The sequence below is a fragment of the Paraburkholderia sp. BL18I3N2 genome (assembly GCF_003001875.1).
Classification (GTDB): Bacteria; Pseudomonadota; Gammaproteobacteria; order Burkholderiales; family Burkholderiaceae; genus Paraburkholderia; species Paraburkholderia phytofirmans.
Genome location: NZ_PVNC01000022.1, coordinates 42023 through 68030, shown reverse-complemented (window position 1 = coordinate 68030; position 26008 = coordinate 42023). Strand labels below are relative to the sequence as shown.

Here is a 26008-nt window from a genome sequence, read left to right as displayed (position 1 = left end):
ACTTACTCTGAGGAAATTCATCATGACGCAGTCCCAATACAGCCAGGCCCCGCGTGAAGCACTGACCGACGCGATCATCGACGCGAAGGTTCGCAAGAATCTGACGTTCGAGCAGATCAACGAAGGCACCGGTCTGAGTCTTGCATTCGTCACCGCCGCCTTGCTCGGCCAGCATCCGCTGCCCGCAGACGCCGCGAAGGTCGTGGCCGACAAACTCGAACTCGGCGAAGATGCGGTGCGCCTGCTGCAAACCATCCCGTTACGCGGCAGCATTCCGGGCGGCGTGCCGACCGATCCGACCATCTACCGCTTCTACGAAATGGTGCAGATCTACGGTTCGACGCTGAAGGCGCTGGTGCACGAGCAGTTCGGCGACGGCATTATCAGCGCGATCAACTTCAAGCTCGACATCAAGAAAGTCGACGATCCGGAAGGCGGTCAGCGTGCCGTGATCACGCTCGACGGAAAGTATCTGCCGACCAAACCGTTCTGAGACGGCAGCGGAGTCGTTCTATCAAGAACGGCTCCGTCAAAACCTGTGACGCAGCCTGCCACGCAATGAATTCAGCACTTACGCAGCAACATGATTTGCGCGGCCACGCTGGCCAGCACCGCCAGCGCGCCGAGTGTATCCAGAATAACGTGCCACACGATATCGCTCCTTCCACATTCGTTTCACCATTGCCTGATTAAACGAATGCTCGTGCCATTAATTGAATACCCAGTCCGAGCAGACAGATAAAGAACCAGCGTCTGAACGTGTCCGCGCCGATGCGTCCGCGCACGTGCTGTCCGATCCACATGCCGAGCAGCGCCGGCACCACGGCGAATATCGATTCGCCCAGATCGCCGGCGGCGAACGCGTGCTCCCTGGTGAGCCCGATTGCCAGCGCGATGGTCGACATCGTGAACGACAAGCCGAGCGCCTGCACCAGTTCCTCTTTCTTCAGCGCCAGCCCTTGCAGATACGGTACCGCCGGCACGACGAACACGCCAGTGCCGCCGGTGACGAGGCCCGTCACCGCGCCGATCGCCGGCGACAACCAGCGCTCGTGCCGCGCCGGCACCGAAAAGCGCCACGCCAGCAAACCGGCCACGCCGTAGAGCGTCAATGCGGCGCCGAGTCCGACCACGGCCCATTCGCCGCCTCCGCCCGCGATGAACGACGCGGCCCCGACAGTGCCGGCGACGATGCCGAGCATCATTGGCCACAAACGTATGAGCAGCGCCCGCACGCTCGGCCCCGCGAACAGTTGCCAGACATTCGTCACGAACGACGGCAACAACAGCACGGCGGCGGCCTGCGCCGGCAGCATCAGCGTGCCGAGCACGCCCATGGCGACGGTTGGCAGTCCCATGCCGGTCACCCCCTTGACGAAGCCGGCAACCACGAAAGTCGCGGCGACCACGCCCGCACGCATCGCAAACGAAGAGATCATCGGGAGCTTGTTGTTGAAGTGATGCCGGCAATTTTCAATCGCCGCAAGCGCGGCCACAATGCGTAAGATACTTACCGTGACTTAGGCTGGGGCTAAGGCTGTGACCCTTGCTGAATCCCACCCGCTTCCACACACATAACGATCCGTCTTCCATGCGCTTCGACCTCATCGACCTACGCCTCTTTCTGCATATCCTCGAAACCGGCAGCATCACTCACGGCGCGGCGCGCGCGAACATGTCGCTGCCGTCGGCGAGCGCGCGGCTGCGCGGCATGGAAGACGCGCTCGGCATGCCGCTGCTCGAACGCGGCCGCCGCGGTGTCGAATCCACGCCGACCGGCGACACGCTCGCGCATCACGCGCGGCTCGTGCTCGGACAGATCGAACGCATGCAGGGCGAACTAGGCGAGCATCAGGAAGGCCGCAAAGCGTGCATACGGTTGTGGACCAACACCGCGGCCATCACCGAGTTCCTGCCCTCGGCGATCGGCCTCTTTCTGCGCGATCACCCCAACGTGCAGATCGATCTGAAGGAGCGTCAGAGCAGCGAAACGGTCAAGGCCGTGCTGACCGGCGCGGCTGAAATCGGCATCATCTCCGACGCGGTCGATCACGGCGCGCTGCAGACCTTCCCCTTCGCCGTCGACAAACTCGTGCTGATCACGAGCCGCGACGATCCGCTTGCCGCGCTGCGCCGCACGACACTAGCGGAAGTGGCGGAGCGGGAATTCATCGGGCTGAGCGCGGACAGCGCGTTGCAGGCCTATCTAGGCGAGCGAGCGCTGCTGGCCGGCCAGCCGCTCAGCTTCCGCACCCACGTGCGGACGTTCGACGCCATCTGCTGCATGGTCGAGCAAGGCGCCGGCGTCGGTATCGTGCCGGCCACGGCGGCGAAGCGCTATCGCGGCACGCCCGGCATCCGCACGATCGAGCTGACCGATAGCTGGGCCGCGCGCCAGTTGCTGATCTGCATGCGCGATCTGAACGCGATGCCGCGGCCGGAAAAGGCGCTGGTGCGGCATCTGGCGGGGATTTGAATTTCCGTCTGGAATGCCTGCACCGCACTATTATCAGTCTGGTTTATCTAACTGCCTATTTTTAATCGATTTGCCTGATTTAGCACGGTTTCTTATCCTTGACCCACAACCGCATGCGGCTCGATGCATGCGCCGTCCGCCACTTTTTTTGCCGGCAAGATCATGGAAAGAACCACCTTCAACGTGCGCGTCGATAGCGTTAGCGACGAAGCGCATGGCGTGCGCTCGTTCAGCGTCTCGCGACTGGACGGGCAACCGTTCGATCACTACGAACCCGGCGCGCACATCGACGTGACCGGACCATCCGGCCTCACACGGCAATACTCGTTGTGCGGCGACCCGGACCAGCGGGACGCGCATCTGTTCGCCGTGAAGCGCGAAGACACATCACGCGGCGGCTCGCGTTCGCTGCATGACGATGTCACGGTCGGCAGCGAATTGACTATCGGCGCACCGCGCAATCTGTTCCGGCTCGCTCCGGGCGCCGAAGAACATGTGCTCATCGCCGCGGGTATCGGTGTGACGCCGTTGCTAAGCATGGCGTACCGTCTGCTCAGGCAACAAGAGCGCTTCGTGTTGCATTATTTCGCGCGCAGCGCGGAGCACGCGGCGTTCTTGCCGCTGCTTTCACGCGCGCCCTTCAGTGACTATGTGAAGCTCCACTTCGGCGTCGCGCGCGAGCAACTCGACGCGGTGCTTGGCGATTGTCTCGCGAACGCGCGCGAAGGCACGCACGTTTATACCTGCGGGCCGGCGCCTTTCATGGAACGTGTGGTGGCGATCGGCGAAACGCGTATCGCGTCTGAAGCGATTCACCTCGAACGATTCGCCGCTGAGCCGGTTTCGACTACGAGCGCCGAAGCGGCCGCGCTCGATACCTTCGACGTGCGGATCGCGAGCAGCGGCGCGACCGTGCGCGTCGACAAGGACACGACCATCGTCGCGGCTCTGGCGTCGATCGGCATTGAAGTGGATACGTCGTGCGGAGAAGGTGTATGCGGCACGTGCATGGTCGACGTGTTGAGCGGCACGCCCGAGCATCGCGACCATTGCCTGAGCAAAGCGGAACGCGCGAGCGGCAAAGTGATCTGCTGCTGCATTTCACGCGCTACGTCGCCCGTGCTGGTGTTGGATCTTTAGAAGACTCCACGAGGTGCTGCATTCGCAGCACCTTTCACAAGCGCCTCTTCTTACCGGTCGTCGTCGCGAATCGACGACGCATGCCGGCACAGCGCGCGCACTTCGACATCCATATACGGAAACAGCGGCAACTGGCTCAGCACGTCGTGCAGATGCGCGGGGCTCTCCACGTCGAATACGCTGATATTCGCGTAACGGCCGGCGATGCGCCACAGATGCCGCCACACGCCCTCCTGTTGCAGCCTTTGCGACATCGCTTTCTCATCGGCCTTCAGGCGCGCCGCGCGTTCGGCATCCATATCGGCCGGCAGGTGGACGGTCATCTCGACGTGAAACAGCATGCTTGCTCTCCTCTCTGATCGGTAAAAAAAAGCCCCGGCGGCGCGGCCAATCGCGCTGCGCAACCGGGGCTGACAGATTCGTGCGATACGTCAGGGCGTTTTCTGTTCAACGCCCGGCTTCAGCCCTGCGAACGCAGCATCAGGCTTCGGCGCGCAGACGCTCCACTTCGGCGTCCGGCAGGTTGTCGCGCTCTTTGAACAGCGTGAAGTCGAAATCGATCAGCGCGAAATTGCCGTCCACGCCATACGGTTTGCCTTCGGCACCTTCAGCCTGCTTGACCGCCGGCACGAGGCCGTCGCGCGTGGCGAAGGCGAAGTCGTCCCACAGATACGGATCGCCGTCGATGTTGATCTGCGTGGTCAGCTTGCGAAAACCCGGCGCGGATACGAAGAAGTGGATATGTGCCGGACGATGCCCATGCCGGCCGAGCTGATCGAGCAGCAATTGCGTCTGGCCTTGCGGCGGCACGCTATAGCCGACCGGCACCACGCTGCGGAAGCTGTATTGGCCTTCGGCGTCGGTACGGATCGAGCGGCGCAGATTGAAGGCAGGCTGCGATTTGTCGAAGTACGAATAGTTGCCCAGATGGTCCGCGTGCCACACTTCGACGAGCGCATGAGCGAGCGGCTTGCCGTCTTCGCCGAGCACGCGGCCACGCATAACCAGCGTCTGGCCCGGATCGGTGCCGTCGTCCAGTCGCGCATGTCCGTCGGAAACGGGCGCGCCGGCCACGTACAACGGACCTTCAATCGTGCGCGGCGTGCCGCCTTCGATGCCGGCCTTTGCCTCCGCTTCATCCAGACGCAGATCGAGAAAATGCTCGAAACCCAGACCCGCGGCCAGCAGACCGAGTTCGCCGCTCTTGCCGGCGTCGCCGAGATAGTTCAGCGCGGTCCAGAATTCGGCGGGCTGCACGTCGAGATCTTCGATCGTATAGAACAGGTCCTGCACGATCCGGTTGACGATCTGCCTGGTGCGCGGATTGCCTTCGCTGGTGGCGCTGTCGTTGATCTTATTGAGCAGCGCGTCGATTGCTTGCTTGTTCATGGGGTATCTCCTTCGATTGATGTTCTGGATGGCTAACGGATGAGCCTTCAGTGCTTCGATGCTTCAGTTCGTGGCAACGCTGGCGCCTTTGCGCGTATCGCGCCGCAGGCGATCGATCTTGTCCCAGTCGAGCGTGATGCCAAGACCCGGACCTTGAGGCAGATGCAGCGCGAAATTCTCGTAGCGCAGCGGTTCGGTGAGAATCTCTTCGGTCAGCAGCAAGGGGCCGAACAGTTCCGTGCCCCACTTCAACTCGCCGAAGGTGCTGAAGAGTTGCGCGGAAGCGATCGTGCCCACCGCGCCTTCGAGCATCGTGCCGCCGTACAGATCGATGTTCGAGGCCGACGCGATGGCCGCCACCTGCGCGGCGCCCACTAGGCCGCCCGATTGCGCGATCTTCACGGCGAACACATCGGCGGCGCGCGCGCTGGCGACGGCGAACGCATCGGCCGGACCGTGCAGCGCTTCGTCGGCCATAATCGGCACCAGCGCGAGGTCGGTCAGACGCTTGAGACCCGCACGATTCTCCGCGGCGATGGGTTGCTCGATCAGCGTCACGCCTGCATCGGCAAAACGCCGCGCGGCCCAGATGGCGTCCGCTTCGCTCCATGCCTGGTTCACGTCGACGCGCACTTCGCCACGTCCTTCCACCGCTTCCTGGATCGCGACGACATGCGCGACATCGTCGGCGACAGCGCGCGTGCCGATCTTCAGCTTGAACACGCGGTGGCGCTTCGTCTCGTACACCTGCTCGGCTTCGTCGATATCGCGTTGCGTATCGCCGCTTGCGAGCGTCCAAGCCACCTCCACGGAATCGCGCACACGGCCGCCGAACAGTTCCGACAGCGGCACGCCGAGGCGCTGTGCCTGCGCATCGAACAACGCCGTTTCCAGCGCGGACTTCGCAAAGCGGTTGCCTTGAAACAGTTCGCGCAGTTTCGCCATCGCGGCGCCCGGACGCGTCGCGTCCATGCCTTTGAGCAACGGCGCGAAATAGGTGTCGATATTGACCTTGATACTTTCCGGGCTTTCCTCGCCGTACGCGAGGCCGCCGATCGTGGTGCCCTCGCCCACGCCGACCAACCCGTCGGCGCAACGGATGCGTACCAGCACCAGCGTCTGGCAGTTCATCGTTGCGACCGAGAGGCGGTGCGGACGGATCGTCGGTACGTCGACGAGAATCGTCTCCACGCTCTCGATCTTCACGGGTGTTGCTATCATTCGTTGCCCTCCTGAACTGCCTGACCGGGAGCCCTCATAGTAGAAACAACCCGCGAAGCAGTCCAACACCGATTCCGACTACTTCCATACCGTAGGGGTATGCATGGAACTTCGCCAACTCCGCTACTTCATCGCGGTCGCCGAAGAAATGAACATCACGCGGGCCGCCCAGCGCCTGCACATGACCCAGCCGCCGCTCAGCCGCCAGATCCAGCAGATCGAGGAAAGCGTCGGGCTGGCGCTGTTCGAGCGCGGCTCGCGGCCGCTGCGGCTGACCGAAGCCGGCCGGATTTTCTATACACAGGCGAAGCGCCTCGCCGACGAGGCGGACGAACTTGCCCCGCTCACGCGGCGCCTCGCGCAACTGGCCGAGCGCGTCGTCATCGGCTTCGTGCCGTCGACGCTGTATGGCGCGCTGCCCGCCGTGATCCGCGCGTTTCGCGAGGCCGCGCCGCATATCGAACTGTCGCTGATCGAAATGTTCACCATCGAACAACTCGCGGCGCTCAAAGGCGGTCGCATCGATGTGGGCTTCGGCCGCCTGCGTTTCGACGACGCGCAACTCGCGCGCGAGGTGCTTCTGGAAGAAAAAATGATTGCCGCATTGCCGCAAGACCATCCGCTGGCACGACAAAAGAAGCCGCTGACGCTGGCAGCGCTCGCCCAGGAAACCTTGATCGTCTACCCCAGCACGCCGCGGCCGAGCTATGCCGACCAGCAGCTATCGGCCATGCACGATCATGCGTTGGAACCGAAGGCGATTCATGAAGTGCGCGAATTGCAGACCGCGTTGGGTCTGGTGGCGGCGCAAGTGGGCGTGTGTCTCGTGCCGGAAAGCGTGGAAGGTTTGCGCGCGCATGGCGTGGTGTACCGCCCAATTCCGGCGGCCAACGTCGCTTCGCCGATCATCATGAGCCGCCGCTTGCAGGACGAATCGCCAACCACCACGTTGCTGTGTTCGATCGCGCGAGACCTGTTCAAGAAGAACTGAAATACCGAGAGCGTGGCCTTGTCACTCGTCGAAGCGCCTCACGATATCCGCCATCAGATTGCGCAGCCACACGTTGCCCTCGTCCTGATCGAAATGCTCGTGCCAGTGCATCGTGACCGCCGCGATCGGCAAGGTCACGGGCAATTCGTAGATCTGAAAGCCGCCGTCGCGATTGAAAATGTGCGCGAGGCGACGCGGCAGCGTGGCGAACAGATCGGTGACGGCCAGCACACTCGGCAACGCCACGAAATGCGGTAGCTCCAGCGCAATATGACGGCCGACGCCTTGCGCGCGGAATTCGTCGTCGAGCGCGTGGTGGCTGTGCTCGACCGACGTGATCTGCACGTGCGACGCATCCAGAAACGCCTTCAGACTCAGCTCCTTCGTGCGCGGCAGGCCGCGCCGCTTTCTCGTCATACACACGTACGTCTCTTCGAACAGCGCCTGATGCCGCGTGCGCGCGGTTAGCGTGGGCAGATTGCCGATGGCGAAATCGAGCCGGCTCGCGCGCAGTGCATCTTCCATTTCCTCCACCGGCAGCGGCTCGATACGCAGCCTCACGCGCGGCGCTTGCCGGTGCAAAGCCTCGCATATCGGCGGCAGATAAGCCAGTTCGCCCGCGTCCGACAGTGACAGCCGGAACGTGCGCGTGCTCACCGCCGGGTCGAAATGCTCCGCGTAACGCAGCGCTTCGCGCACGGTGTCGAGCGCGCGGGACACGATAGACGACAGTTCCAGCGCGATCGGCGTGGGCTGCATGCCGGCGCGCGTGCGGATGAACAGCGGATCGTCGAACAGCGTGCGCAAACGCCCCAGCGAATAGCTGATGGCCGGCTGCGAGAGCGCCAGCCGCTCGCCCGCGCGAGTCAGGCTGCGCTCCTCGACGATCGCCTGAAAAACGCGCAGCAAATTGAGGTCGACGTGGTCCAGCGAGTTCATCCAGATATCCATGCGGTTGATTTTATATTTCATTTTAGATCAATTTGACGCATATCAACGGGCGGGCGAGACTTGGCTTCATCGACCACCCACTTACACAAGCCATGAGCGAATCCTCATATCAGACCGTCGATGCGAGCGCGTTGTATCAGCGCGCGCAGTCCGACCGCGTGGCCCCGTCGCTGTACTACGACCCGGCCGTCTTCGAAGCGGAACTCGAGCGCATTTTCTACAAGACGTGGATCTGGGTCGCGCACGAAAGCGAACTGCCGAATCCGGGCGACTTCCGCACCACCACGATCGGCCGTCAGCCGGTGATCGTGGTGCGCGACAAGAGCGGCGCGGTCAACGTCTTGCAGAACCGCTGCCGTCATCGCGGCGCGACCGTCTGCGAACAGCACAAGGGCAACGCAAAGGGGTTCACGTGTCCGTATCACAGCTGGACTTACGGCCTTGACGGCGCCTTGCGCGCGCTGCCGTATGGCGACGGTTATGAAGGCGTGGTCGACAAAGCCGAATTGCCGCTCGCCAGTCTGCGCGTGGGCATCTATCAAGGCCTGATCTTCGCGAGCTTCAATCAGGAGATCGAGCCGCTGGAAGACTTCCTCGGCGGCGCCAAGCCGTGGATCGATCTGTTCATGAAGCAAGGCGCGGGCTATCCGATCAAGGCTAACGGCGAACACCGTTTCCGCTTCAACGGCAACTGGAAGATCCAGCTGGAGAACACCACCGACCTGTACCACTTCCCGGTGGTCCACAAGTCCTGGATGAAATCGATCGACGACGAAACCGCCGCCGCGATCACGAGCTTCATGACCAGCGACCAGGCCTTCTGCCGCTCGCTCGGCAACGGCCACAGCCTCGCCGTGCTGGTGCCCGAAATCGTCGATCTCGACAAGGACGACGGCGCGCCGATTCCCGAACGTTTCGAAGAACTGGCGGCCTCGCTCGCCAGGGATCACACGCCGGAGGAAGTGCGCCGCATCGTGCGCTCGCTGATGGGCGTCGGCTTCAACCTGAATCTGTTTCCGAACCTCGCGCTGTCGATGGCGTTTTTCCGCGTACTGCGGCCCATTTCCGCGAACGAGACCGAGATCCGTCACGTCGCCCTCGCGATGGACGGCGGCCCCGAGGAAGCGAACCGCGTGCGTCTGCGCATTCACGAACACTTCCAGGGCCCGTTCGGTTTCGGCAGCCCGGACGACGCCGAAGCGTGGGAGCGCGTGCAGCGCGGCTCGCATGCCGGCCCCGATCTGCCGATTCTCGTCAACCGTGGCTTGAATCGCGAACGCACCGCGCCGAACGGCGAAAAGACCGCCCACGCCACCGACGAGACCGGCATGCGCGAAGCGTACGCGCAATGGCGCACGATGATGGAGCAAGCATGATGGATGACAGAAACACGCTGTTTTCGCAGAAGACTTTTGCCGGCGCGATCGAACTCATCTGGCGCGAAGCCGAGTTGCTGGACCGCAAGGACTATCGCGAGTGGCTCACGCTGTGGGACCCGGCGGGTTTCTACGTGGTGCCGATCGATCACAACACCACCGACTTCGCCGCCACGCTGAACTACGCGTACGACGATCAGGACATGCGCGAAAAACGCGTGCAGCGCATGACGTCCGGCTATTCGGCATCGGCCACCGACGCCGCCCGCACTGTGCGCACCGTGTCGCGCTTCACGCTCACGAGCGACGCCAGCGATGAAGTGACGGTGAATTCGGCGCAAGTCATCGTTGCGTACAAACGCGGCAAGTCGACGCTGTTCGCCGCGGACCTCACGCATCGCATCAGCTTCGCGAGCGGCGAGCCGCGCATCGTGCAGAAGGTGATCCGCCTGATCGATTCGACCGAAGCGTTGAGCGCGATCGGCTTCCTGCTCTGATCTTCTCGTCTTTGAAACTGCGAGCGCAGCAATGCCTACACTGGAAGTTTATTTGCCGGATGGTCACTGGCCGGCGCGCAAGGCGCAATTGATCGCGGCTCTTACGAAGGCCACGGTCGCGGCAATCGGCGCGCCCGCTGAATCGGTGCGGATTCTGCTGAGTGAACTGCCGTCGCACGATTTCGGTTTGGGCGGCGTGAGCAACGCGAATGTTCGAGCGCCGCTGCTCACCATCGTGGCGATCCTGATCGCGGGCCGCACGCCCGCGCAAAAGGAAGCCCTGATCGCCGCGCTCAGCAAGACCGGCGCGGATCTGCTCGACACGCCGCTCGATGCCGCCCGCGTGATGATCAAGGACATTCCGAACACCGATTTCGGCATCGGCGGGCAGACCGCGAAATCACTCGGGCGCTAGCGCCTTTCCTTTAGTCAACGCGAACCAACGGGCACGCAGATGCAAAACGACACGTTTTCTCCCACGGCCGGATCGCCACCTGTATCCGCAGCGCCGGCCACCTCGCGAACCTTGCGGCGGATCATCATCGCCTCCGTGCTCGGCAATGCGCTCGAGTGGTACGACTTTTTTCTGTACGGCACGGCCGCCGCACTGATCTTCGGACCATTGTTCTTCCCGCTGCACGGCGATCCGCTGTTGGGCACGCTGGCCGCTTTCGCGGGCTTCGCGATCGGTTTCCTCGCGCGGCCGTTGGGCGGCATCGTGTTCGGCCATATCGGCGACCGGCACGGCCGCAAGCGCGCGCTCGTCATCACGCTGATGATGATGGGCGTGGCCACCTTCGGCATCGGCCTGTTGCCCACGTTCTCGCAAGTCGGCTTTCTCGCGCCTGCCGCGCTCGTGTGTTTACGAGTCGTGCAAGGCATCGCGTCAGGCGGCGAATGGGGCGGCGGCGTGCTGCTGATCAGCGAGAGCGCGCCGGCCAATCGTCGCGGCTACTATGCGGCGTTCAGCCAGTTGGGTGTGGCCGGTGGCTTCGTGTTGTCGGCGGCCGCGTTTTATCTGGTGCAGCGCTTGCCGCTAGAAAGCTTCATGTCGTGGGGCTGGCGTGTGCCGTTTCTGGCCAGCGTGCTGATTTTCGGCGTGGGCGTGTACATTCGCCGGCGCCTGCCGGAGAGCCGCGACTTCGCCGCCGCCAAACCGAAGCACATGCCTGTGCTGACGGTGCTGCGCAATCATCCGAAGCAGGTGTTGCAAGCGATGGGGCTGCGCGTCGCCGAAAACGGCGGCACGTATATCTTTCTTTCGTTCGTGCTGGTGTACGGCAAGACGATCGGCGTGCCCGTTTCGGTGATGCTCGGCGGCGTGATGCTCGCCATGTTGCTCGAACTCGTGACGATCGTGTTGTGGGGACGTCTATCGGATGTAATCGGACGGCGGCCCGTGTATATGATCGGCGCGCTCGGGCTGGTGGTCATCGCGTTTCCCGCCTTCTGGCTGATCGACACGCATCAACCGATGCTGGTGTTCCTCTCGCTCGTGCTCGGTCTGCCCTTCTGCCACGCGGCGATGATCGGCACACAACCCGCGTTGATGGGCGAACTGTTCCCCACTGAAGTGCGTTACTCGGGCATGGCGCTCGGCCACGAAATCGCTTCGGTCTTTTCCGGCGGACTCGCGCCACTCGTCGCTACCGCGCTGTATGCGCAAGTGCGCGCACCGTGGCCGGTCGCGCTGATGCTGATCGGCTTCGGCGTGATTACCGCGCTCACGCTCGTGACGATTCCGCGCAACACCAGCATCACGCATGATTGAACTGTTGCAATCAACCGGCCGGCGCGGCGGCGAGCGGCAGCGAGAAGCTGCATTCGAGCCCGCCGTGCAGCGCCGGTTTTGCCCAGATCTCGCCGCCGTGTCGCGTGACGATGTTCTTGCACAGCGAAAGTCCGATGCCGTTGCCGCCCGCTTTCGACGAAGAGAAGCCGTCGAACAGGCGGCCATGAGCATCGGCGGGTACGCCTGGGCCGTTGTCGATCACCTGGACGATCGCGTATTTACCGCGCAAGTGCGTGACGAGGCGAAGCTCGCGGCTTTCCGAGGTCGCGCTTCTGTTTGTCCCTTCCCCAAGCGCTTCGATTGCGTTGAAGGCCAGATTCAACACCACCTGGCCGATCAACACGCGCTCAACGTACACAGGCAGCGGCTGCGTCGCCTGCTCGATCGTGAGCGTCACGCCCGCCTCGCGCGCGCGCAATTCGATGAAGTACGCAACCTCCGCGAGCACCTCGCGCAGATCCGTATGCGTCTCGCTCGGCTCGCGCTTGACCATGTAATCGCGCACACTCTTGATGATCAATGCCGCATGTTCAGCCTGACGATCGGCGCTGCGCAGGCCCCATACAGCGTCGTCGATCGAAGCGGGTTGCGCGAGCCGCCGGATCGCGCCTTCGATGAAGTTGCGCACGGCGGCAAGCGGCTGGCTCAGCTCATGAGCAATGGCGGTCGCCATTTCCCCCATCGCGTTGTAACGTCCAGCGTATTCAAGCAGACGCGCTTCATTGCGCCGCGCTTCTTCGACGGCGACTTCGTCCGTCACGTCGCGAAAGTGCAGCAGCCTTCCATTCAGGTCGTTTTCAATCTCGATACGCCGGCACGTGATGCGCAACCAGCCCGGCGTGCCGTCGCGGCGCGTGATGCGATAACGCTGCGGCGCCGACGGTTGAATCCGCGGCGCGTTCGCGAGCTGCTCCAGCAGACGCTCGCGGTCCGGCTCGCTGCAATAGTCGAGCAGGTCGCCCATCGGCGCGCCCTCTTCCAGACCGAGCACACGCCGCCCGGATTCGCTGACGAACTCCACTTCGCCCGTGGGTGTCAGCACCGCGACGCCTTCGCCGAGATCCTGCATGAATTCGCGCAACCGCGATTCGTAACGGCGCAGCGACTGCTTGAGCGTGTCTTCGACGCTGATGTCGCGGAACTGCACCATCACCACCGCGCGCTCGCGCAGCGGCACGTAAGTGGCAATCGCCTCGGACAACATGTCGGCACCGGTGCGCGAGCGGTAACACCACTCGTACACCTGCGGGCCTTCGGTGATCGAACGGTCCATCGCGCCGACGCCGATCTCGCGGCGGTATTTCGGCACCGGACGCGTCATGTCCTTTGCCTTGAGCGGAAGCAATTCGGCGAGCGTAAAGCCAAGCGCCTCGCAGGCCGCGCGATTCGCCCACACGATCGCCTTGGTTTCGGCGTCGTGCAGCAGCACGCACAGCGTGAGCGCGTCGAGCAGGCGGTGGAAGTCTTCTTCGGCGGGGAAATTCATCGGGCAGTACCGCACACAGGTTCGATCACGTATGGGCAGAAACATAACACCGGTGCGCGTGTTGCGCGTCTGAAGATTTCTTTAGACGACCCCGGAGCATTACCTAAAACGGCGCCTCGCGTCCCAATTGAAGCGTTCTTTTTGCATTTCTAGACTGATTCGAATCTGCGCGGCTCACCGTTTCGGGTCCAACTTGCCGCGCATTCCAGTCAATAACGAATCAAGGAGATACCCCACCATGTCCGACACCGCCGCCGTTGCTGCCGAACAATCGAACACGTCGAATACCGCGCGCCTGCCGCTCGACGAAGTGATCGCCGAGATCGCAGCGCGCCGCGATGAATTCGACCGCCTTTCGCATGTGCCGCGTGACGTGATCGCGAAGCTCAAGCGTGCGGGTGTGTATCGCGCGGCCACGCCGCGGCGGTTCGGCGGCGACGCGCTGGCGCCCGCCCTGTTTCTCGACATGATCGAGCGTATCGCGGTCGCGGACGGTTCGGCGGCGTGGGTCGCGAGCTTCGGCTCGGCCAACGTCTACCTGGCGGCGCTGCCGTTGCATACACAAGCGGAAATCTATGCGGACGGGCCCGACCAGGTGTTCGCGGGCGGACTCTTCCCGGTGCAGCCTGCGCAGTCCGCTGAAGGCGGCTGGCGCGTGAACGGCACGTGGAAATTCGCGAGCGGCTGCAAAGGCGCGGACTGGCTCGGCGTAGGCATCGGCGTAGGTGCTCCAAGCGCTCCAGGCGCGGGCGGTAAACCGCGCACGGCCGTGTTCCGTCCGCATCAGGTGGAGATCGTCGAGAACTGGGACGTGGTCGGCATGCAGGGCACCGGCAGTCACGATCTGCGCGTCTCCGACCAGTTCGTTGCGGACGACTGGACCTTCGTGCGTGGCGGCGAACCCTGCGTGGACGAGCCGTTGTATCGCTACCCAACCATCGCCTACGCCGCGCAAGTGCTCGCCGTGGTCAACCTCGGCCTCGCGCGCGCCGCGCTCGACGTCGCGAACCACATGGCCGGCGGCCGCAAGACGACCACCGGCGCGCCGCAACTCGCCGACCGCGCGTACTACCGCATCGAACTTGCGAAAGCCGAGGCGCAATTGCGCTCGGCGCGCGCATTCTTCTACGACACCACTCACCAGGTCTGGCAATCGATCCTCGCCGGCAATCCCGTCACAGCGGATCAGGTGAGCCTGCTGCGTCTTTCGGCAACGCAGATCGCCCGCGAAGGCGCCGACGTCGTGCAGCGCGCTTACCGGCTCGGCGGCACGACGGCGATTTATCGCACGCATCCGTTGCAACGTCTGATGCGCGACTCGATGGTCGTCACGCAGCACGCGTTTCTCGGCGAAGGCAACTATGACGGCGCGGGCGCGGTGTTCGTCGGTGTGCCGCCGATTCCTGGCTACCTGTAAGCCGTTTTCTGATTGATCACTATCCGCACAACCAGGATTGCAAGGAGCAACATCTCATGTCCGATACTTCAACGCTGCCGCTGCGTGTTCTGTTCTGCTGCGGCGTCACGCAGAATTTCTTCGATCTGCCACGCGAACAGATCGGCGAAGTCTGGCAGGCCTACGGCAAGATGCTCGCCGCGATCGAGTCGATGGAAGGCGTCAAGGTGCTCGGCATCATGGACGACGACCGTCTCACCGTGGGCCACGCCGACAACTCGCCGTGGACCTTCTACATCATGGCCGACGTGCGTAATTTCGACACGACTGTCGCCGTGTGCAATCTGTATCGCACCACGCCGGTGGGTGAATACAACCTGTGGCGCTATGGCAAGATCGAAGCGCGTGTCGGGCGCGCGCTGCAAGTACCGCCGCAACATGCCAATGCCGCTTGACCGTATTGGAGCAATGCAATGAACGTCAACCAGGATGCGCTTGCCACGTTGACCGAACGGCTCGCCGCGCTCGAAGCCGAATCGGCCGTGCGCCGGACGATGGCGCGCTATATGGCGCTATGCGACGTGCCGTCCGGCGTGCTCGAAGGCGAAACGCTCGCGGCTCTCTTCTGCGCCGACGCGATCTGGGAAGGCATCGGCCCACAGTACGCGAACAAGTTCGGCCGCCTGACGGGCCACGCTGAAATTCTCACGATGCTCACGCGCTACCTGCCGCCCTCACCGCATTTCTCGGTGAACGTGCACTTCCTAACGTCGGAAACCATCGACGTGCAGGGAGCGAGCGCGAAAGGCCGCTGGATCATGCTGCAGGCCTCGGGCTATGTCGATGCGCCGGCCGAATTGATCTCGGCGCGCCTCGAAGTGGATTTCGCGCCCGCCGATAGCAGCCGCGACTGGCTCATCACGCACTTTCGCACGGAGCGTCTGTTCGACGCGCCGTGGCAGGTCAACGCAAGGAAAACGCATCCATGAACGAGTTTATCCAGACGCTGTCGATAGGCGGCGCCGGCCCGAGCATCGCGATCAAGGACACGATCGATATTGCCGGTTACGCCACCACCGCCGCGAGCCGCGCGCTGGCCGATACGCCGCCCGCGCAACAGCATGCGGAGGTTGTCGAACGTTTGATCGCTTCCGGCTGGCGCATCGTCGGCAAAGCGAACATGCATGAGCTGGCGTTCGGCATGACCGGTATCAACGACTACACCGGCACGCCGCAGAATCCGCAAGATGCTGCGCGCATTCCGGGCGGATCGTCGAGCGGATCGGCGGCGGCAGTCGGACTGAAACTCGCCGACGCCGCGCTCGGCACCGACACCGGCGGCTCGATTCGCGGCCCCGCCGCATGCTGCGGCGTGATCGGATTGAAGCCCACCTTCGGGCGCGTGTCGCGACTCGGCGTGGCGCCGCGAGAATCCACGCTCGATTGTGTCGGCCCGTTTGCACGCGACATGCGCATGCTCGTTGCCGCGATGCAGGCCATCACCGCTAACTTCGATGCGAATGCCGCGCATGCGTGGCAAGGCGCGTGCAAGGTCGGCATCGTGCAAGCCGAAGCCACGGCCGAAATCCTCCAAGCCGTGACACGCGCGGCAGACAAGGCGGGTTGTGTCGCCCAGACGGTGCCGCTTGCAGGACTCGCCGCCGCCTTCGACGCGGGCCTCTCCGTCATCAATGTCGAGACCTCGCGTGCATTCGGCCATCTGGTGGCAAGCGGCAAACTCGGCGCGGATCTCGACGCACGCTTGCGCGCCGCGGCCAACACCACCGCCGCGCAACTCGACGCGGCAGAACAGGTGCGCCGCGACTTCACCGCGGCGGTCGACCACGCGCTCGACAACGTCGACCTGCTGATTCTGCCCACGCTGCCCGCCCTGCCGATCACACTTGAACAGGCGCGCAGCGGCACATCGGTGATCGCAATGTCGTCGCTGATCCGGCCGTTCAATCTGAGCGGCCATCCCGCGCTGAGTTTGCCGTTGCCGATCGGCGGTTCGCCGCTCAAGGCGGGTTTGCAGATTGTCGGACGCAAGGGCCAGGATGAGCAGGTGTGTGCGATCGCCGGGCGTTTCGAAGCCGCCCTCGCCGCTTGAATCGCTTGCGCTGTGCCTCGGGCCGCTCGAACAGCGGCCGTTATTTCGAAGTGGAGTGGATGCAATGCAGAAGAGAGTCGTTCTTGTCACCGGCGCCGCGCGCGGTTTGGGCGCCGCGATCGCCACGCGCTTTCACGCGGCGGGTTACGCGGTCGCCATCGGCGATATCGCGTTCGATGCCGCAGAAGCGCTCGCGCGCGATCTGAGCGCCGACGGTTCCACTGCGTTCGCGCTGAATCTCGACGTCACCGCGAAAGCGGCCTTCACTGCGGCGCGCGACGCGATGTTGCAGCGTTGGGGGCGTATCGACGCGTTGGTGAATAACGCGGGTGCCTCCAAAGTCGTCTCCGTGATGGACATTACCGCCGAGCAATTCGATCAGGTCATCAACGTCAACTTGCGCAGCGTGCTGTTCGGCTGTCAGGTGTTCGGCCAGCATTTCGCCGACGTGGGCGCGGGCCGTATCGTCAATATCGCGTCGCTCGCGGGACAGAACGGTGGCTCGGCGACCGGCGCGCACTATGCGGCCGCGAAAGGCGGTGTGATCACGCTCACCAAGGTTTTCGCGCGCGATCTCGGCGCGGCGGGCGTGACCGTCAACGCCATTTCGCCCGGACCGATGGATCTGCCGATCGTGCATGAAAGCGTCGCGCCCGACAAACTGAAGGCGGTGATCGCGAACATTCCCGCAGGACGTCTGGGCTCGGCGGAGTATGTCGCGGATGTCGCCGTCATGCTCGCTGCGGAAAATGCCTACTTTGCGAACGGCGCGTGCTGGGATGTGAACGGCGGACTCTTCATGCGCTGATGCGGTTGCGGTTGCGTGGGAACACCACAGCGGCATGCATCAACGCTGCATGCCGCCCGTGTTTGCATCCTGATCCCACACCGCCATCACTTCGCGCACCAGCATCGCGATCGACGGCGCGCCGAGCTTGTCCTTGATGCTCGCGCGATGCACGTCGACGGTCTTCACGCTGATCGACAGATCGCTGGCAATGCTTTTGCTGCCTTTACCGTCGATCACGCCGCGCAGCACTTCTTTTTCACGCGCGGTCAGCGACTCGATCCGCTTGCGCAACTCGCGCTGCTTCTGGCCCGCTACGTGACGTTGCGACGCAAGCTTTAGCGCGCTTTGCACGCGGTCGAGCATCTGCTGCGAGTTATACGGTTTCTCGACGAAATCGATCGCGCCGTTTTGCAGCGCGCGCACCGACATCGGAATATCGCCATGGCCGCTCACGAAAATGATCGGCAGCGTGACGCCCTGGCGATTCAATTCTGCTTGCACGTCGAAGCCGCTGTGCTCCGGCATGCGCACGTCGAGCACGAGACAGGCAGGCACGTCCGCATCGAATGCGCCGAGAAACTCGCTCGCATTGGCGAAACCCGCCGACTTCACGCCAACCGATTCGAGCAGCCACGCGAGCGACGTGCGCATGCCGCTGTCGTCGTCGACGATGTAGACGATCGGTGCAAGTGACGTGATGGATGGCGAAGGCTGGGACATGGTGGTCGTTTTAGAGGCGATTCGAAGCGTAATACCCGGTCCATCATAACCAGCGGGAAAAGCGCTGCAAAGCAATAGTTACCCTGAAAGACTCATCAATCATGGACCATGCGCCAGTGCTCAACCACACGTTGGGGAAAGCTTTAGATGCACTGGGAAACACGCCTGCCCGCCTGCCGCTCGTGCGGATATTTTTCCGCATGGCGATTGAGTACGCTTGAACCCAACCACTCGACACCTGCCCGAGGAATCTAACAGTGACGCCGACCCCACACGCGACTCCCGACGCCGAAGCTCACATCGACGTCAAACAGCAATTCCGTCAAGCCATGGCGCACCTCAGCGCCGCCGTGAACGTGATCACGACAGCCGGCCCGCATGGACGTTGCGGCGTGACCGCAAGCGCCGTGTGCTCCGTCACCGATGCGCCGCCCACGCTGCTCGTCTGCCTGAACCGGTCGAGCGCGATGCACGCGACCTTCCAGAGCAACCGGCACGTTTGCGTGAACGTGCTGCCCGGCGAGCACGAACTGCTCGCGCGCCACTTCGCGGGCATGACCCAGGTGCCAATGGAAGAACGCTTCGGTTGGCCGATCTGGGATGAAGGCACGCACGGCGTGCCGGTCTTGCGCGACGCGCTGGCGAGTCTGCAAGGCGAGATCGTCGACCTGAAGGAAGTCGGCTCACACTCGGTGATGTTCGTGAAGACCACACGCATCAGCGTGCGCAGCGATGGCGACGGGTTGATCTACTTCGATCGCAACTTCCATCGCATCAAACGCGTGGCATCGCATTGATCACGCACCGTGGCGGCGCGCGTGGCAGTCAGAGCACATCGGCGCGATCGGTATCGGACTGAAAAACCAGAGCCGACGCGACGGTTTTGACGAAACAGTCGATCGGATAATCGCAGGCCGATGTAGTCAATGCGTCGCGCCGCGAGATGATCCGCGCCGACACGCGCGTAAAGCGTCTTTTCGATAGTAGACCTTTCAGACGCTGCGCCATCGCCCGATAGATAACGCAGCGCATCACCGCTTCAGCTACTTAACATTGAACGCATAGTCGCCATGGGTGCGATGTCCGTCCGCCGCCACGGCCACCCAGTGCACCGTGTAGTGACCGGCCGCGAGCGTCGGCAACGGCACGGTGATCAATGCCCGCTGATGCTCATCGACCGCGGCCTTCTCCGTGTTGACCTGTTTGCCGCTCGCGTCGGTCACCGTCAGCGAACTGAACGCCGCTTCGAGCGGGCCGTCGAACATTACCCGCACCTGCGCGGGTGACGCCACCGTCGCGCCGGCTCCTGGCTCCTGCTTCTGCGGGAACACATGCGCGAAAGCCGCGCCGGCGAATGCAAGTGCGGCGAACAGCGCCGCCGGTTTCGCCACGGCGTGTGTGCCACGCAATCGCGCATGTTTCATCGTGTCATTCATCATCCCTCTCCTGCTTTACTGGAACAGCGGTTTGCCGATCGTGGTCGGTGCGACATCGTCGAAGAAGATATGCGCCTGGACCAGAATGCCCACATGCGAGCCGCTCGCACGATTGATCGGGATTTGCGCCTCCACGCCGAACTGCCCATAACGGTTGATCCAGATGAAGCCCGGATTGACCGTGCCGGTCGTCTGCCCCTGGCTGCGGGACAACGGAATTTCCACCAGCGGAATCAGATTGGCGAATGGCTGCGGCAGACCGACATCGCGCACATGCTGTTGCAAATACGGCAAGCTGTATTGCACGGTGAAGCCGTAGTTGAAGGCGTTCGGTTGTCCCGCGCCGGTGGTCAGCGCCGGTCCCGCTTCGCCCGTGATGGCGATCGGCCGCAGATACGCCAGTGAGTCGGGCAGATCGCCCATGCCCTTGCCCGCATAGATAGTCGGCGAGATCGTCGAGAAGTTGTCGGCGATGGCGCGACTGCCGGTGCCGCCGAGTTCGGCATTCACGCCGATCGAGGTCATGAACTCGTGCGCGTCGTTGACGTACAGCAGGTACTTCAAGCCGACGCCGAAGTTGTCGAAACCGCGCGCCCGCGGATTGTTCTGCATCGCATACGTGCCGTCGACGGACACCGCGAGCCGCGGCGTGATCAGCTTGTCGTACTCGAAGTCGAAGGTGTTGATGCTCTGGTCGCCGTCGTCGCCCGGCACGCGTTGATGGCCGAACCGGAGGTTGGCTTCATCGCCGACGCCGGGGTCGTCGACAGCGATCGTCGCTGGGAAAACGCGGTTGCCCGCAATGGCGTGGGCGCCGGCGAGCGTTGACGCGCACAGCAAGGCGCCGGTGGCGGCGAGAAGCGCCGCCGAGCGCAGCGGCTGCGCGCGGGGCGTTGAAAGGATACGCATGATCGATCCTGTTTCATGGGTCGTGACGATGCCGGCGCGCACAGTCGACAGGGACGTGCGGCGGCAGCCGCGATGCACTCGATGCATCGCGCCGTGGTGACTCGAATCAGGATGCGAACGGAGGGGCGCGGGGTTGAGCGAAAGTGAGCGGCTCGACGCGGCGCACGCTTTGGAAGCGGGTCGCGACGGTGTGCTGCAGGGCGCGGACGGTGACAACGAACAGCGCCTCGACGCTCGGCACGGCCGGCATGTGGGCGAGCAGGCTGCAATAGCCGCAGGCGTCGCCGTCGGACATAGCCGCGTGGTCCGTCTGTTTGCCGGCTGCCTGATCGGGCGCGCTCGGCATGACCGACGACGCGTCGGGCATGTCCTTCCGCATGGAGTCCATCGACCCCATGGACGCCATCGACGGCATATCGCAATGCTCGTCCGACATGGCGCTTTCGTCGGCGTGCGCGGCGACTGTGTGCGAGATCGTCGGCGCGAGCGTGGCCATCAGGATCGCGAACAATCCCAGCCAACTGCCGATCTTCCGATAGAAACGACTCACGATGCGCCCGGCGACACGATGGGGAAGCTGTCGCGGATTATGCCACGGTCAATAGAGCAAACTGCCGACGGCAAACCCGCCACGGACGGTGGACAATGCGTTCATCCCGGCTCCCGGCACGGAGTGTCCATGAAAGCGCAGCGCCCACGTCCCCCGCGGTTTCCCGGCGAAGAGCCGCATGCCGAGTGGCGCGACCATACCCTGCTGTATGTCGTCGTGGCGACGGTCATCATCCTGACGGTCACGCTGGTCGTCTGGCTGATCGATCCGGCGCCGCCGAGGACGATCACCCTGAGCGCCGGGCCGCATGACAGCTCGTTTTTCCTCGCCGCCGAGCAGTACAGGAAAATCCTCGCCCGCAACGGCATCAAGCTGAACGTGCTGGAGTCCGACGGCTCCGTGCAGAACCTGCAACGTCTGCTGGACCCGAAGCAGCGCGTCGACGCCGCGCTGGTGCAAGGCGGCGTGGCCGACGGCCTCGATACCTCATCGTTGATGTCGCTCGGCAGCGTTTTCTATATTCCGGTGGTGGTGTTCTATCGCGGCTCGGGCTTGGGTCAGCTTTCGCAACTGGAAGGCAAACGGATCGCCGTGGGCCGCGAAGGCAGCGGCACGCGCATGCTGGCGCTCAAACTGCTGGATGCGAACGGCATCGAGCCGGGCGGCGACACCACGCTGGTCCCGAGCGACGGCTTGCAGGCCGCCACCCAGCTGGTGGCGGGTGAGGTGGACGCGGCGATCCTGAACGGCGACTCGGCCACGCGCGGCTTGATGCTGCGCCTGCTCAAGCTGCCCGGCGTGTCGGTGATGAACTTCGCGGAGGCGAGCGCCTACACGCGTCTTTTTCCCTATCTGGATCAGATCGACCTGCCGGCCGGCGTGCTGGATCTGAAGCGCCGAATTCCGCCGGAAACGGTGCATCTGATCAGTCCGACCGTCGAGCTGGTGGCCCGCACCACGCTGCATCCGGCCATTTCCGATCTGCTGATCGAGGCGGCGCAGGAAGTGCATGGCATGCCGGGGCTATTGCAGCGGGCGGGAGAATTTCCGAGTCCGGTCGCGCGTGAATATCAGATCAGCGAGGACGCGCAGCGCTACTACAAGACGGGCAAGAGCTTTCTGTACCGCACGCTGCCGTTCTGGCTGGCGAGCATCGGCGACCGTACGCTGGTTCTGCTGCTGCCGATGGCCGTGCTGCTGTTCCCGGCCATGCGCCTGATTCCCGCGCTCTACCGCTGGCGGGTGCGCTCGCGCATCTATCGCTACTATGGTTCGCTGATTGCGATCGAGCGCGGCGCGCTCGCCGATTCGACCGACGAGGAGCGCAAGCGGCTCTTCGCGGAGCTGGATCAGATCGAGGATTCGTTGAATCGGCTGCGCATGCCGCTCGCTTACGCCGACGCGTTCTATGTGTTGCGCGAACACGTCGGCTTCGTACGCAGCCGGCTGGGGGCTGCGTCGCGGCAAGGCAGCCACGCCTAGGCGGGGTGGCGGGTTTTACGCTTCGCGGGTGGCGGGTGAGTTCGCCGCTTCCGCAGCGGCTTGCACGGCGGCTTCAGCGTTCGGCTGCGCGGGCGTCTCGGCGGACGCTTGCGTGACTGCTTCAGCCGCCGCTTCCGCGCTTGCTTCGCCAGCCGCATTCGCGCTTGCATTCGCCGCGCCGGCTGCCGCCTTCGCCGCACCCCTGCCCGCGCGATGCGCCTGCAGACGCTGCGCACCGGCGGCTTCCTGCGCCGTGACCTTACCGGCCTCGGCGCCCGTCAGATCGACGCGCGCCGCGCCTTCCACGAGAGATTTCCAGTAGCGGCTGCCACGGCACCACGTCTTGATCGCGTCGCGCAACTCGGCTTCGCTCAGCGACAGTTCCTTGGCGTGCACCACGAGGTCTTCGAAAATACCGACCTTGAGCGGCAGCTTGGGCGCCGGATTCTTGGGGAAGGCAATGGGGAAGCGCTTCTGCAGCCGCCCGATCGATTTCACCACCGGGTCCACCGGCTTCGCCTCCACCGCCGGTTTGGCGTCGGATGCGGCTGCGGGCGCGGCACGGCGCGGCGGCGCGGGCTTGCGGGCAGGCCTCGCGCCCGGCTTGGCCGCATCCTTGGCAGCGGGCCTGGAAACGTCCTTGGCCGGCTTGGATGCGTCCTTCGAAGCAGGCTTGGCGCCGGACTTCGCGGCAGGCGCAGCCTCGCGGCGAGCCGCGGCCAATTGCTTCTTCAGTTCAGCGAGTTGTTCGAAACCCATAGCGCACAATCGATCGAGAAAGACGAGATTGTAGCAGTGTAAGGAAACACATTCGTGACGACACCGCGCGGGCTCGCACGCAGGCTTGCGCGTATGCTCGGCGCGGTGCGTTTAAACTCGGTATCTGCGGCGCTTTCCGCCGTCTTTTTCCCCTTCCCGCCTCCGCACCCTGGCTTCATGGACCTCAAGCAAATCCAGTATTTCATCGCGCTTTTCGAAGACGGCTCCGTCACGCGCGCGGCGAAACGGCTCAATATCGTCCAACCCGCGCTCAGCATGCAGATTTCGAAGCTCGAAACCGAATTGCGCCAGAAACTCTTCGAACGCGGCCCGCACGGCATGACGCCGACCGACGCGGCGCGCCAGATGTACCGCCTGTACACGCCGATCATGCGCGATATCGAGCGGGCCCGCGACCAGTTGAGCCGCCAGGACGCGATCGTGACGGGGCGCGTGTCGCTCGGCATGGTGTCGTCGGAGGCGGAAAGCGTGCTGCCGGAGTCGCTCGCCAGGTTCAACGCGATGTTCCCGCAAGTCGAAGTGTCGGTCGCCGACGGATTCAGCGCGCAGTTGATCGACGCGGTCGAAGCGGGCCGGCTGGATGCGGCCATCATCAACAAGCCGCGCGGGCGCCTCACGCTCGACATGGTGCCGCTGGCCGACGAGGAAATGGTGCTGGTGACCAGTGCCGCGCTGGGCCCCGACCTGCCGCCAGCGGTCGATTCCGCGCAACTGGGCGGCATCGAGCTGGTGCTGCCGACCCGCCGCAACGGCCTGCGCGGCGTGCTGGACGCGGCGCTGCTGGCCGCGGACGTGGTCATCAAACCGAAGTTCGAGATCGATCTGCTGAACACCATCGTGCAGTTCGTCGAACAGAGCAGCGTCGCGACGATCCTGCCGCGCGTGGTGGTTCAGCGCAAGGTCGACGAAGGCGTGCTGTGCGCGCGCACCATCACGTCGCCGCCGATCGTGCGGCACATCATCCGCGTGAGCCATCCGAAGCGGCCGATCGGGCCCGCGGCGCACGCGCTGATCGAGATCATCGGCGAGGAGATCCGGCGCGTGACGACGGGCGTGCCCGCCGACCCACCCGAGAGCTAAACCGGCTCGCGCACCGCGCCTTGCTCCAGCCGGCCGCGCGTTTCCGGCACGACGAACGCGCCGATCAGGAAAATCACGCTGATCGCCCCGACGAAGATCGCCAGCGTCATCGGCAACTCGCTCGCGTCTTTCGCCACCAGCGAGACGGCGGTCGGCATCATCCCGCCGATCGCGAAGCCGATGTTCCATGAAAGCCCGGTGCCGGTCGCGCGAATCGCGGTCGGGAACCGTTCGTTCAGGAAAATCAGGACCGGCGCATAGCCCGCGCTGCCGAGCGCGCTGAGAATCACCGCGTAGACGCCGATCATCGTGATGCTCTGCGCGGTGGGCAGCAGCAGAAACAGCGCGGGCAGCGCGAACAGGCGAATCAGGCCGAGCCAGATGAAAGCGCTCTTGCGCCCGATGAAGGTGCTCAGATGCCCCGCCGCCACGGACGCGATCACGACCGCCACGCTGCAGATCAGCAGGATCGCCGCCGCGGCGCCATTCGGGGCGTGGCTGACCACCTTGAGGAAGGTGGGCAGATAGCCCGAGGTCAGGTAATAGCCGCTACCGCCGCCGATGGTCAGCAGCAGGTTGACGAACAGAATCGACCGATAGTCGCGGGAAAACAGCGTGCGCAGCGGCGAGCGCACGATTTCGACCGGCGTGTCGAGCTTCTGCGCGGCGGCCTTGGCGGCCTTTTCGGCAGCGAGCTTTTTCCACAGCGGCGACTCTTCGAGACTGCTGAAGACGAACAGGCCGAGCACCGAGCTGATGATGCCGGTGAAGAACATGCAACGCCAGCCCCAGACCTCGAACGCCGCGCCGGGAAACAGCGCCGACATCGCCAGATACGTGAGCGAGGCGAGCAACGCGCCGAGCCCCGCTCCGCCGCCGCCGATCAGCCCCGACACCGCGCCGCGATATTTCGGCGCGACCGATTCGGTGCCGATGGTGTGCGTCGACGCCACCACGCCGCCCACGAACACGCCCTGCACGAGCCGCAGCGCGAGGAACAGGATCGGCGCGACGAGACCCACCTGCACGACGGTCGGCAGCAAACCGAACGCGGCCGTCGAGAGGCCCACGCCAACCACGGCGATGATCATCGCCCCCTTGCGTCCATGCCGGTCCGCGTACGAGCCGAACCATGCCGAACCCAGCGGGCGCATCAGCAACGTCACGGCAAACGACGCATACACCGCTGCGAGCGAGAGCATCGCGTGCTCGGACGGAAAGAACAGCCGCCCGACCACCGGTGCGACGAACAGCAACACGAACAGATCGAACAGATCCAGTGCCCAGCCGAGGCACGAGGCCATTACCGCACCCATCACTTGCCGCTGGTCAATCGCGGGCAAGGCGGCGCCATTTTGCGCTGCTACGGACATCGTCATCTCCTTGACTATCTGCGGGTCGTCTCTCGATCGTCCCCGTTTTGAGGCACGTTCTCT

28 protein-coding genes are annotated in these 26008 nt (G+C 64.0%); 16 read left to right on the top strand and 12 right to left on the bottom strand.

Annotated elements, in window-relative coordinates; genetic code table 11:
* Positions 1–22: 22 nt before the first annotated feature.
* Complete coding sequence (gene cynS, locus B0G75_RS34605; RefSeq protein ID WP_106314314.1) at positions 23–493, top strand: cyanase; 471 nt, start codon at positions 23–25, stop codon at positions 491–493.
* Positions 494–689: 196 nt separating this feature from the next.
* On the opposite strand, the gene B0G75_RS34600 is transcribed toward cynS, so the two are convergent.
* Positions 690–1439 carry a sulfite exporter TauE/SafE family protein gene (locus B0G75_RS34600; RefSeq protein WP_258194836.1) on the bottom strand — a complete coding sequence of 250 codons (750 nt, stop codon included), beginning with the start codon at positions 1437–1439 and terminating at the stop codon, positions 690–692.
* Between the two features lie 152 nt (positions 1440–1591).
* Between B0G75_RS34600 and B0G75_RS34595 the strand changes: the two genes are divergently transcribed.
* Together B0G75_RS34595 and B0G75_RS34590 are read left to right on the top strand one after the other, a co-directional pair.
* Positions 1592–2476 carry a LysR family transcriptional regulator gene (locus B0G75_RS34595; protein WP_106314313.1) on the top strand — a complete coding sequence of 295 codons (885 nt, stop codon included), beginning with the start codon at positions 1592–1594 and terminating at the stop codon, positions 2474–2476.
* A 162-nt stretch (positions 2477–2638) separates the two neighbouring features.
* A complete protein-coding gene (locus tag B0G75_RS34590; protein ID WP_106314340.1) occupies positions 2639–3616 on the top strand; it encodes a PDR/VanB family oxidoreductase in 978 nt (325 codons plus the stop codon).
* Between the two features lie 50 nt (positions 3617–3666).
* Here B0G75_RS34590 and catC read toward each other — a convergent pair whose 3' ends face one another.
* The 3 genes from catC to B0G75_RS34575 form a co-directional block, all read right to left on the bottom strand.
* A complete protein-coding gene (gene catC, locus B0G75_RS34585) occupies positions 3667–3957 on the bottom strand; it encodes a muconolactone Delta-isomerase (protein WP_012433151.1) in 291 nt (96 codons plus the stop codon).
* A gap of 139 nt (positions 3958–4096) precedes the next feature.
* Positions 4097–5005, bottom strand: coding sequence for a catechol 1,2-dioxygenase (gene catA, locus B0G75_RS34580; RefSeq protein WP_106314312.1), 909 nt, complete (start codon positions 5003–5005; stop codon positions 4097–4099).
* Between the two features lie 63 nt (positions 5006–5068).
* Positions 5069–6226, bottom strand: a complete 1158-nt coding sequence (locus B0G75_RS34575; RefSeq protein ID WP_106314311.1) for a muconate/chloromuconate family cycloisomerase — start codon at positions 6224–6226, stop codon at positions 5069–5071.
* 103 nt (positions 6227–6329) lie between these two features.
* Here B0G75_RS34575 and B0G75_RS34570 point away from each other — a divergent pair, with 103 nt between their 5' ends.
* The gene (locus B0G75_RS34570; protein WP_106314310.1) at positions 6330–7217 is read left to right on the top strand and encodes a LysR family transcriptional regulator; all 888 of its coding nucleotides are present in this window, start codon (positions 6330–6332) and stop codon (positions 7215–7217) included.
* Positions 7218–7238: 21 nt separating this feature from the next.
* Here B0G75_RS34570 and B0G75_RS34565 read toward each other — a convergent pair whose 3' ends face one another.
* The gene (locus B0G75_RS34565; protein WP_106314339.1) at positions 7239–8156 is read right to left on the bottom strand and encodes a LysR family transcriptional regulator; all 918 of its coding nucleotides are present in this window, start codon (positions 8154–8156) and stop codon (positions 7239–7241) included.
* 104 nt (positions 8157–8260) lie between these two features.
* Between B0G75_RS34565 and B0G75_RS34560 the strand changes: the two genes are divergently transcribed.
* Genes B0G75_RS34560 through B0G75_RS34545 form a run of 4 tightly spaced genes read left to right on the top strand, consistent with a single transcriptional unit; the run spans position 8261 to position 11812 of the window.
* On the top strand, positions 8261–9544 hold the full coding sequence (locus tag B0G75_RS34560; protein ID WP_106314309.1) for a Rieske 2Fe-2S domain-containing protein: 1284 nt from the start codon (positions 8261–8263) through the stop codon (positions 9542–9544).
* Positions 9541–10041, top strand: coding sequence for an aromatic-ring-hydroxylating dioxygenase subunit beta (locus B0G75_RS34555; RefSeq protein ID WP_106314308.1), 501 nt, complete (start codon positions 9541–9543; stop codon positions 10039–10041). The genes B0G75_RS34560 and B0G75_RS34555 overlap by 4 nt, the downstream gene beginning before the upstream one ends.
* A 31-nt stretch (positions 10042–10072) precedes the next feature.
* Entirely contained in the window at positions 10073–10456 is a 384-nt protein-coding gene (locus B0G75_RS34550) for a tautomerase family protein (RefSeq protein WP_106314307.1), read from the top strand.
* Positions 10457–10495: 39 nt separating this feature from the next.
* A complete protein-coding gene (locus B0G75_RS34545; protein WP_106314306.1) occupies positions 10496–11812 on the top strand; it encodes an MFS transporter in 1317 nt (438 codons plus the stop codon).
* Between the two features lie 10 nt (positions 11813–11822).
* On the opposite strand, the gene B0G75_RS34540 is transcribed toward B0G75_RS34545, so the two are convergent.
* Entirely contained in the window at positions 11823–13319 is a 1497-nt protein-coding gene (locus B0G75_RS34540; protein ID WP_106314305.1) for an ATP-binding protein, read from the bottom strand.
* Positions 13320–13557: 238 nt separating this feature from the next.
* Here B0G75_RS34540 and B0G75_RS34535 point away from each other — a divergent pair, with 238 nt between their 5' ends.
* The 5 genes from B0G75_RS34535 to B0G75_RS34515 all read left to right on the top strand — a co-directional run bounded on the left by B0G75_RS34535 (position 13558) and on the right by B0G75_RS34515 (position 17633).
* Entirely contained in the window at positions 13558–14736 is a 1179-nt protein-coding gene (locus B0G75_RS34535; RefSeq protein ID WP_106314304.1) for an acyl-CoA dehydrogenase family protein, read from the top strand.
* A gap of 56 nt (positions 14737–14792) precedes the next feature.
* Positions 14793–15170 carry a hypothetical protein gene (locus tag B0G75_RS34530; RefSeq protein ID WP_106314303.1) on the top strand — a complete coding sequence of 126 codons (378 nt, stop codon included), beginning with the start codon at positions 14793–14795 and terminating at the stop codon, positions 15168–15170.
* Positions 15171–15188: 18 nt separating this feature from the next.
* Complete coding sequence (locus B0G75_RS34525; protein ID WP_106314302.1) at positions 15189–15704, top strand: nuclear transport factor 2 family protein; 516 nt, start codon at positions 15189–15191, stop codon at positions 15702–15704.
* Complete coding sequence (locus tag B0G75_RS34520) at positions 15701–16825, top strand: amidase (protein ID WP_106314301.1); 1125 nt, start codon at positions 15701–15703, stop codon at positions 16823–16825. The genes B0G75_RS34525 and B0G75_RS34520 overlap by 4 nt, the downstream gene beginning before the upstream one ends.
* A gap of 64 nt (positions 16826–16889) precedes the next feature.
* Positions 16890–17633 carry an SDR family NAD(P)-dependent oxidoreductase gene (locus B0G75_RS34515; protein ID WP_106314300.1) on the top strand — a complete coding sequence of 248 codons (744 nt, stop codon included), beginning with the start codon at positions 16890–16892 and terminating at the stop codon, positions 17631–17633.
* Between the two features lie 39 nt (positions 17634–17672).
* On the opposite strand, the gene B0G75_RS34510 is transcribed toward B0G75_RS34515, so the two are convergent.
* Positions 17673–18314: a response regulator transcription factor gene (locus B0G75_RS34510; RefSeq protein WP_181309413.1), complete on the bottom strand. Its 642-nt coding sequence runs from the start codon at positions 18312–18314 to the stop codon at positions 17673–17675.
* 278 nt (positions 18315–18592) lie between these two features.
* On the opposite strand from B0G75_RS34510, the gene hpaC reads away from it, so the two are divergent.
* Entirely contained in the window at positions 18593–19132 is a 540-nt protein-coding gene (gene hpaC / locus B0G75_RS34505; RefSeq protein WP_106314298.1) for a 4-hydroxyphenylacetate 3-monooxygenase, reductase component, read from the top strand.
* A 246-nt stretch (positions 19133–19378) separates the two neighbouring features.
* Here hpaC and B0G75_RS34495 read toward each other — a convergent pair whose 3' ends face one another.
* The 3 genes from B0G75_RS34495 to B0G75_RS34485 form a co-directional block, all read right to left on the bottom strand.
* Positions 19379–19771: a copper resistance CopC family protein gene (locus B0G75_RS34495; RefSeq protein ID WP_106314338.1), complete on the bottom strand. Its 393-nt coding sequence runs from the start codon at positions 19769–19771 to the stop codon at positions 19379–19381.
* 15 nt (positions 19772–19786) lie between these two features.
* The gene (locus B0G75_RS34490; protein WP_106314337.1) at positions 19787–20680 is read right to left on the bottom strand and encodes a hypothetical protein; all 894 of its coding nucleotides are present in this window, start codon (positions 20678–20680) and stop codon (positions 19787–19789) included.
* A 106-nt stretch (positions 20681–20786) separates the two neighbouring features.
* Positions 20787–21233 (bottom strand): DUF2946 domain-containing protein, encoded by a 447-nt coding sequence (locus B0G75_RS34485; RefSeq protein ID WP_106314297.1) that lies wholly within the window; start codon positions 21231–21233, stop codon positions 20787–20789.
* Between the two features lie 126 nt (positions 21234–21359).
* Here B0G75_RS34485 and B0G75_RS34480 point away from each other — a divergent pair, with 126 nt between their 5' ends.
* Complete coding sequence (locus B0G75_RS34480; protein ID WP_106314296.1) at positions 21360–22712, top strand: TAXI family TRAP transporter solute-binding subunit; 1353 nt, start codon at positions 21360–21362, stop codon at positions 22710–22712.
* A 15-nt stretch (positions 22713–22727) separates the two neighbouring features.
* Here B0G75_RS34480 and B0G75_RS34475 read toward each other — a convergent pair whose 3' ends face one another.
* Complete coding sequence (locus B0G75_RS34475) at positions 22728–23471, bottom strand: ProQ/FinO family protein (RefSeq protein WP_106314295.1); 744 nt, start codon at positions 23469–23471, stop codon at positions 22728–22730.
* 177 nt (positions 23472–23648) lie between these two features.
* On the opposite strand from B0G75_RS34475, the gene B0G75_RS34470 reads away from it, so the two are divergent.
* Complete coding sequence (locus tag B0G75_RS34470) at positions 23649–24572, top strand: LysR family transcriptional regulator (RefSeq protein ID WP_106314294.1); 924 nt, start codon at positions 23649–23651, stop codon at positions 24570–24572.
* Here B0G75_RS34470 and B0G75_RS34465 read toward each other — a convergent pair.
* Positions 24569–25945 carry an MFS transporter gene (locus tag B0G75_RS34465; RefSeq protein WP_106314336.1) on the bottom strand — a complete coding sequence of 459 codons (1377 nt, stop codon included), beginning with the start codon at positions 25943–25945 and terminating at the stop codon, positions 24569–24571. The genes B0G75_RS34470 and B0G75_RS34465 overlap by 4 nt on opposite strands.
* Positions 25946–26008: the final 63 nt, after the last annotated feature.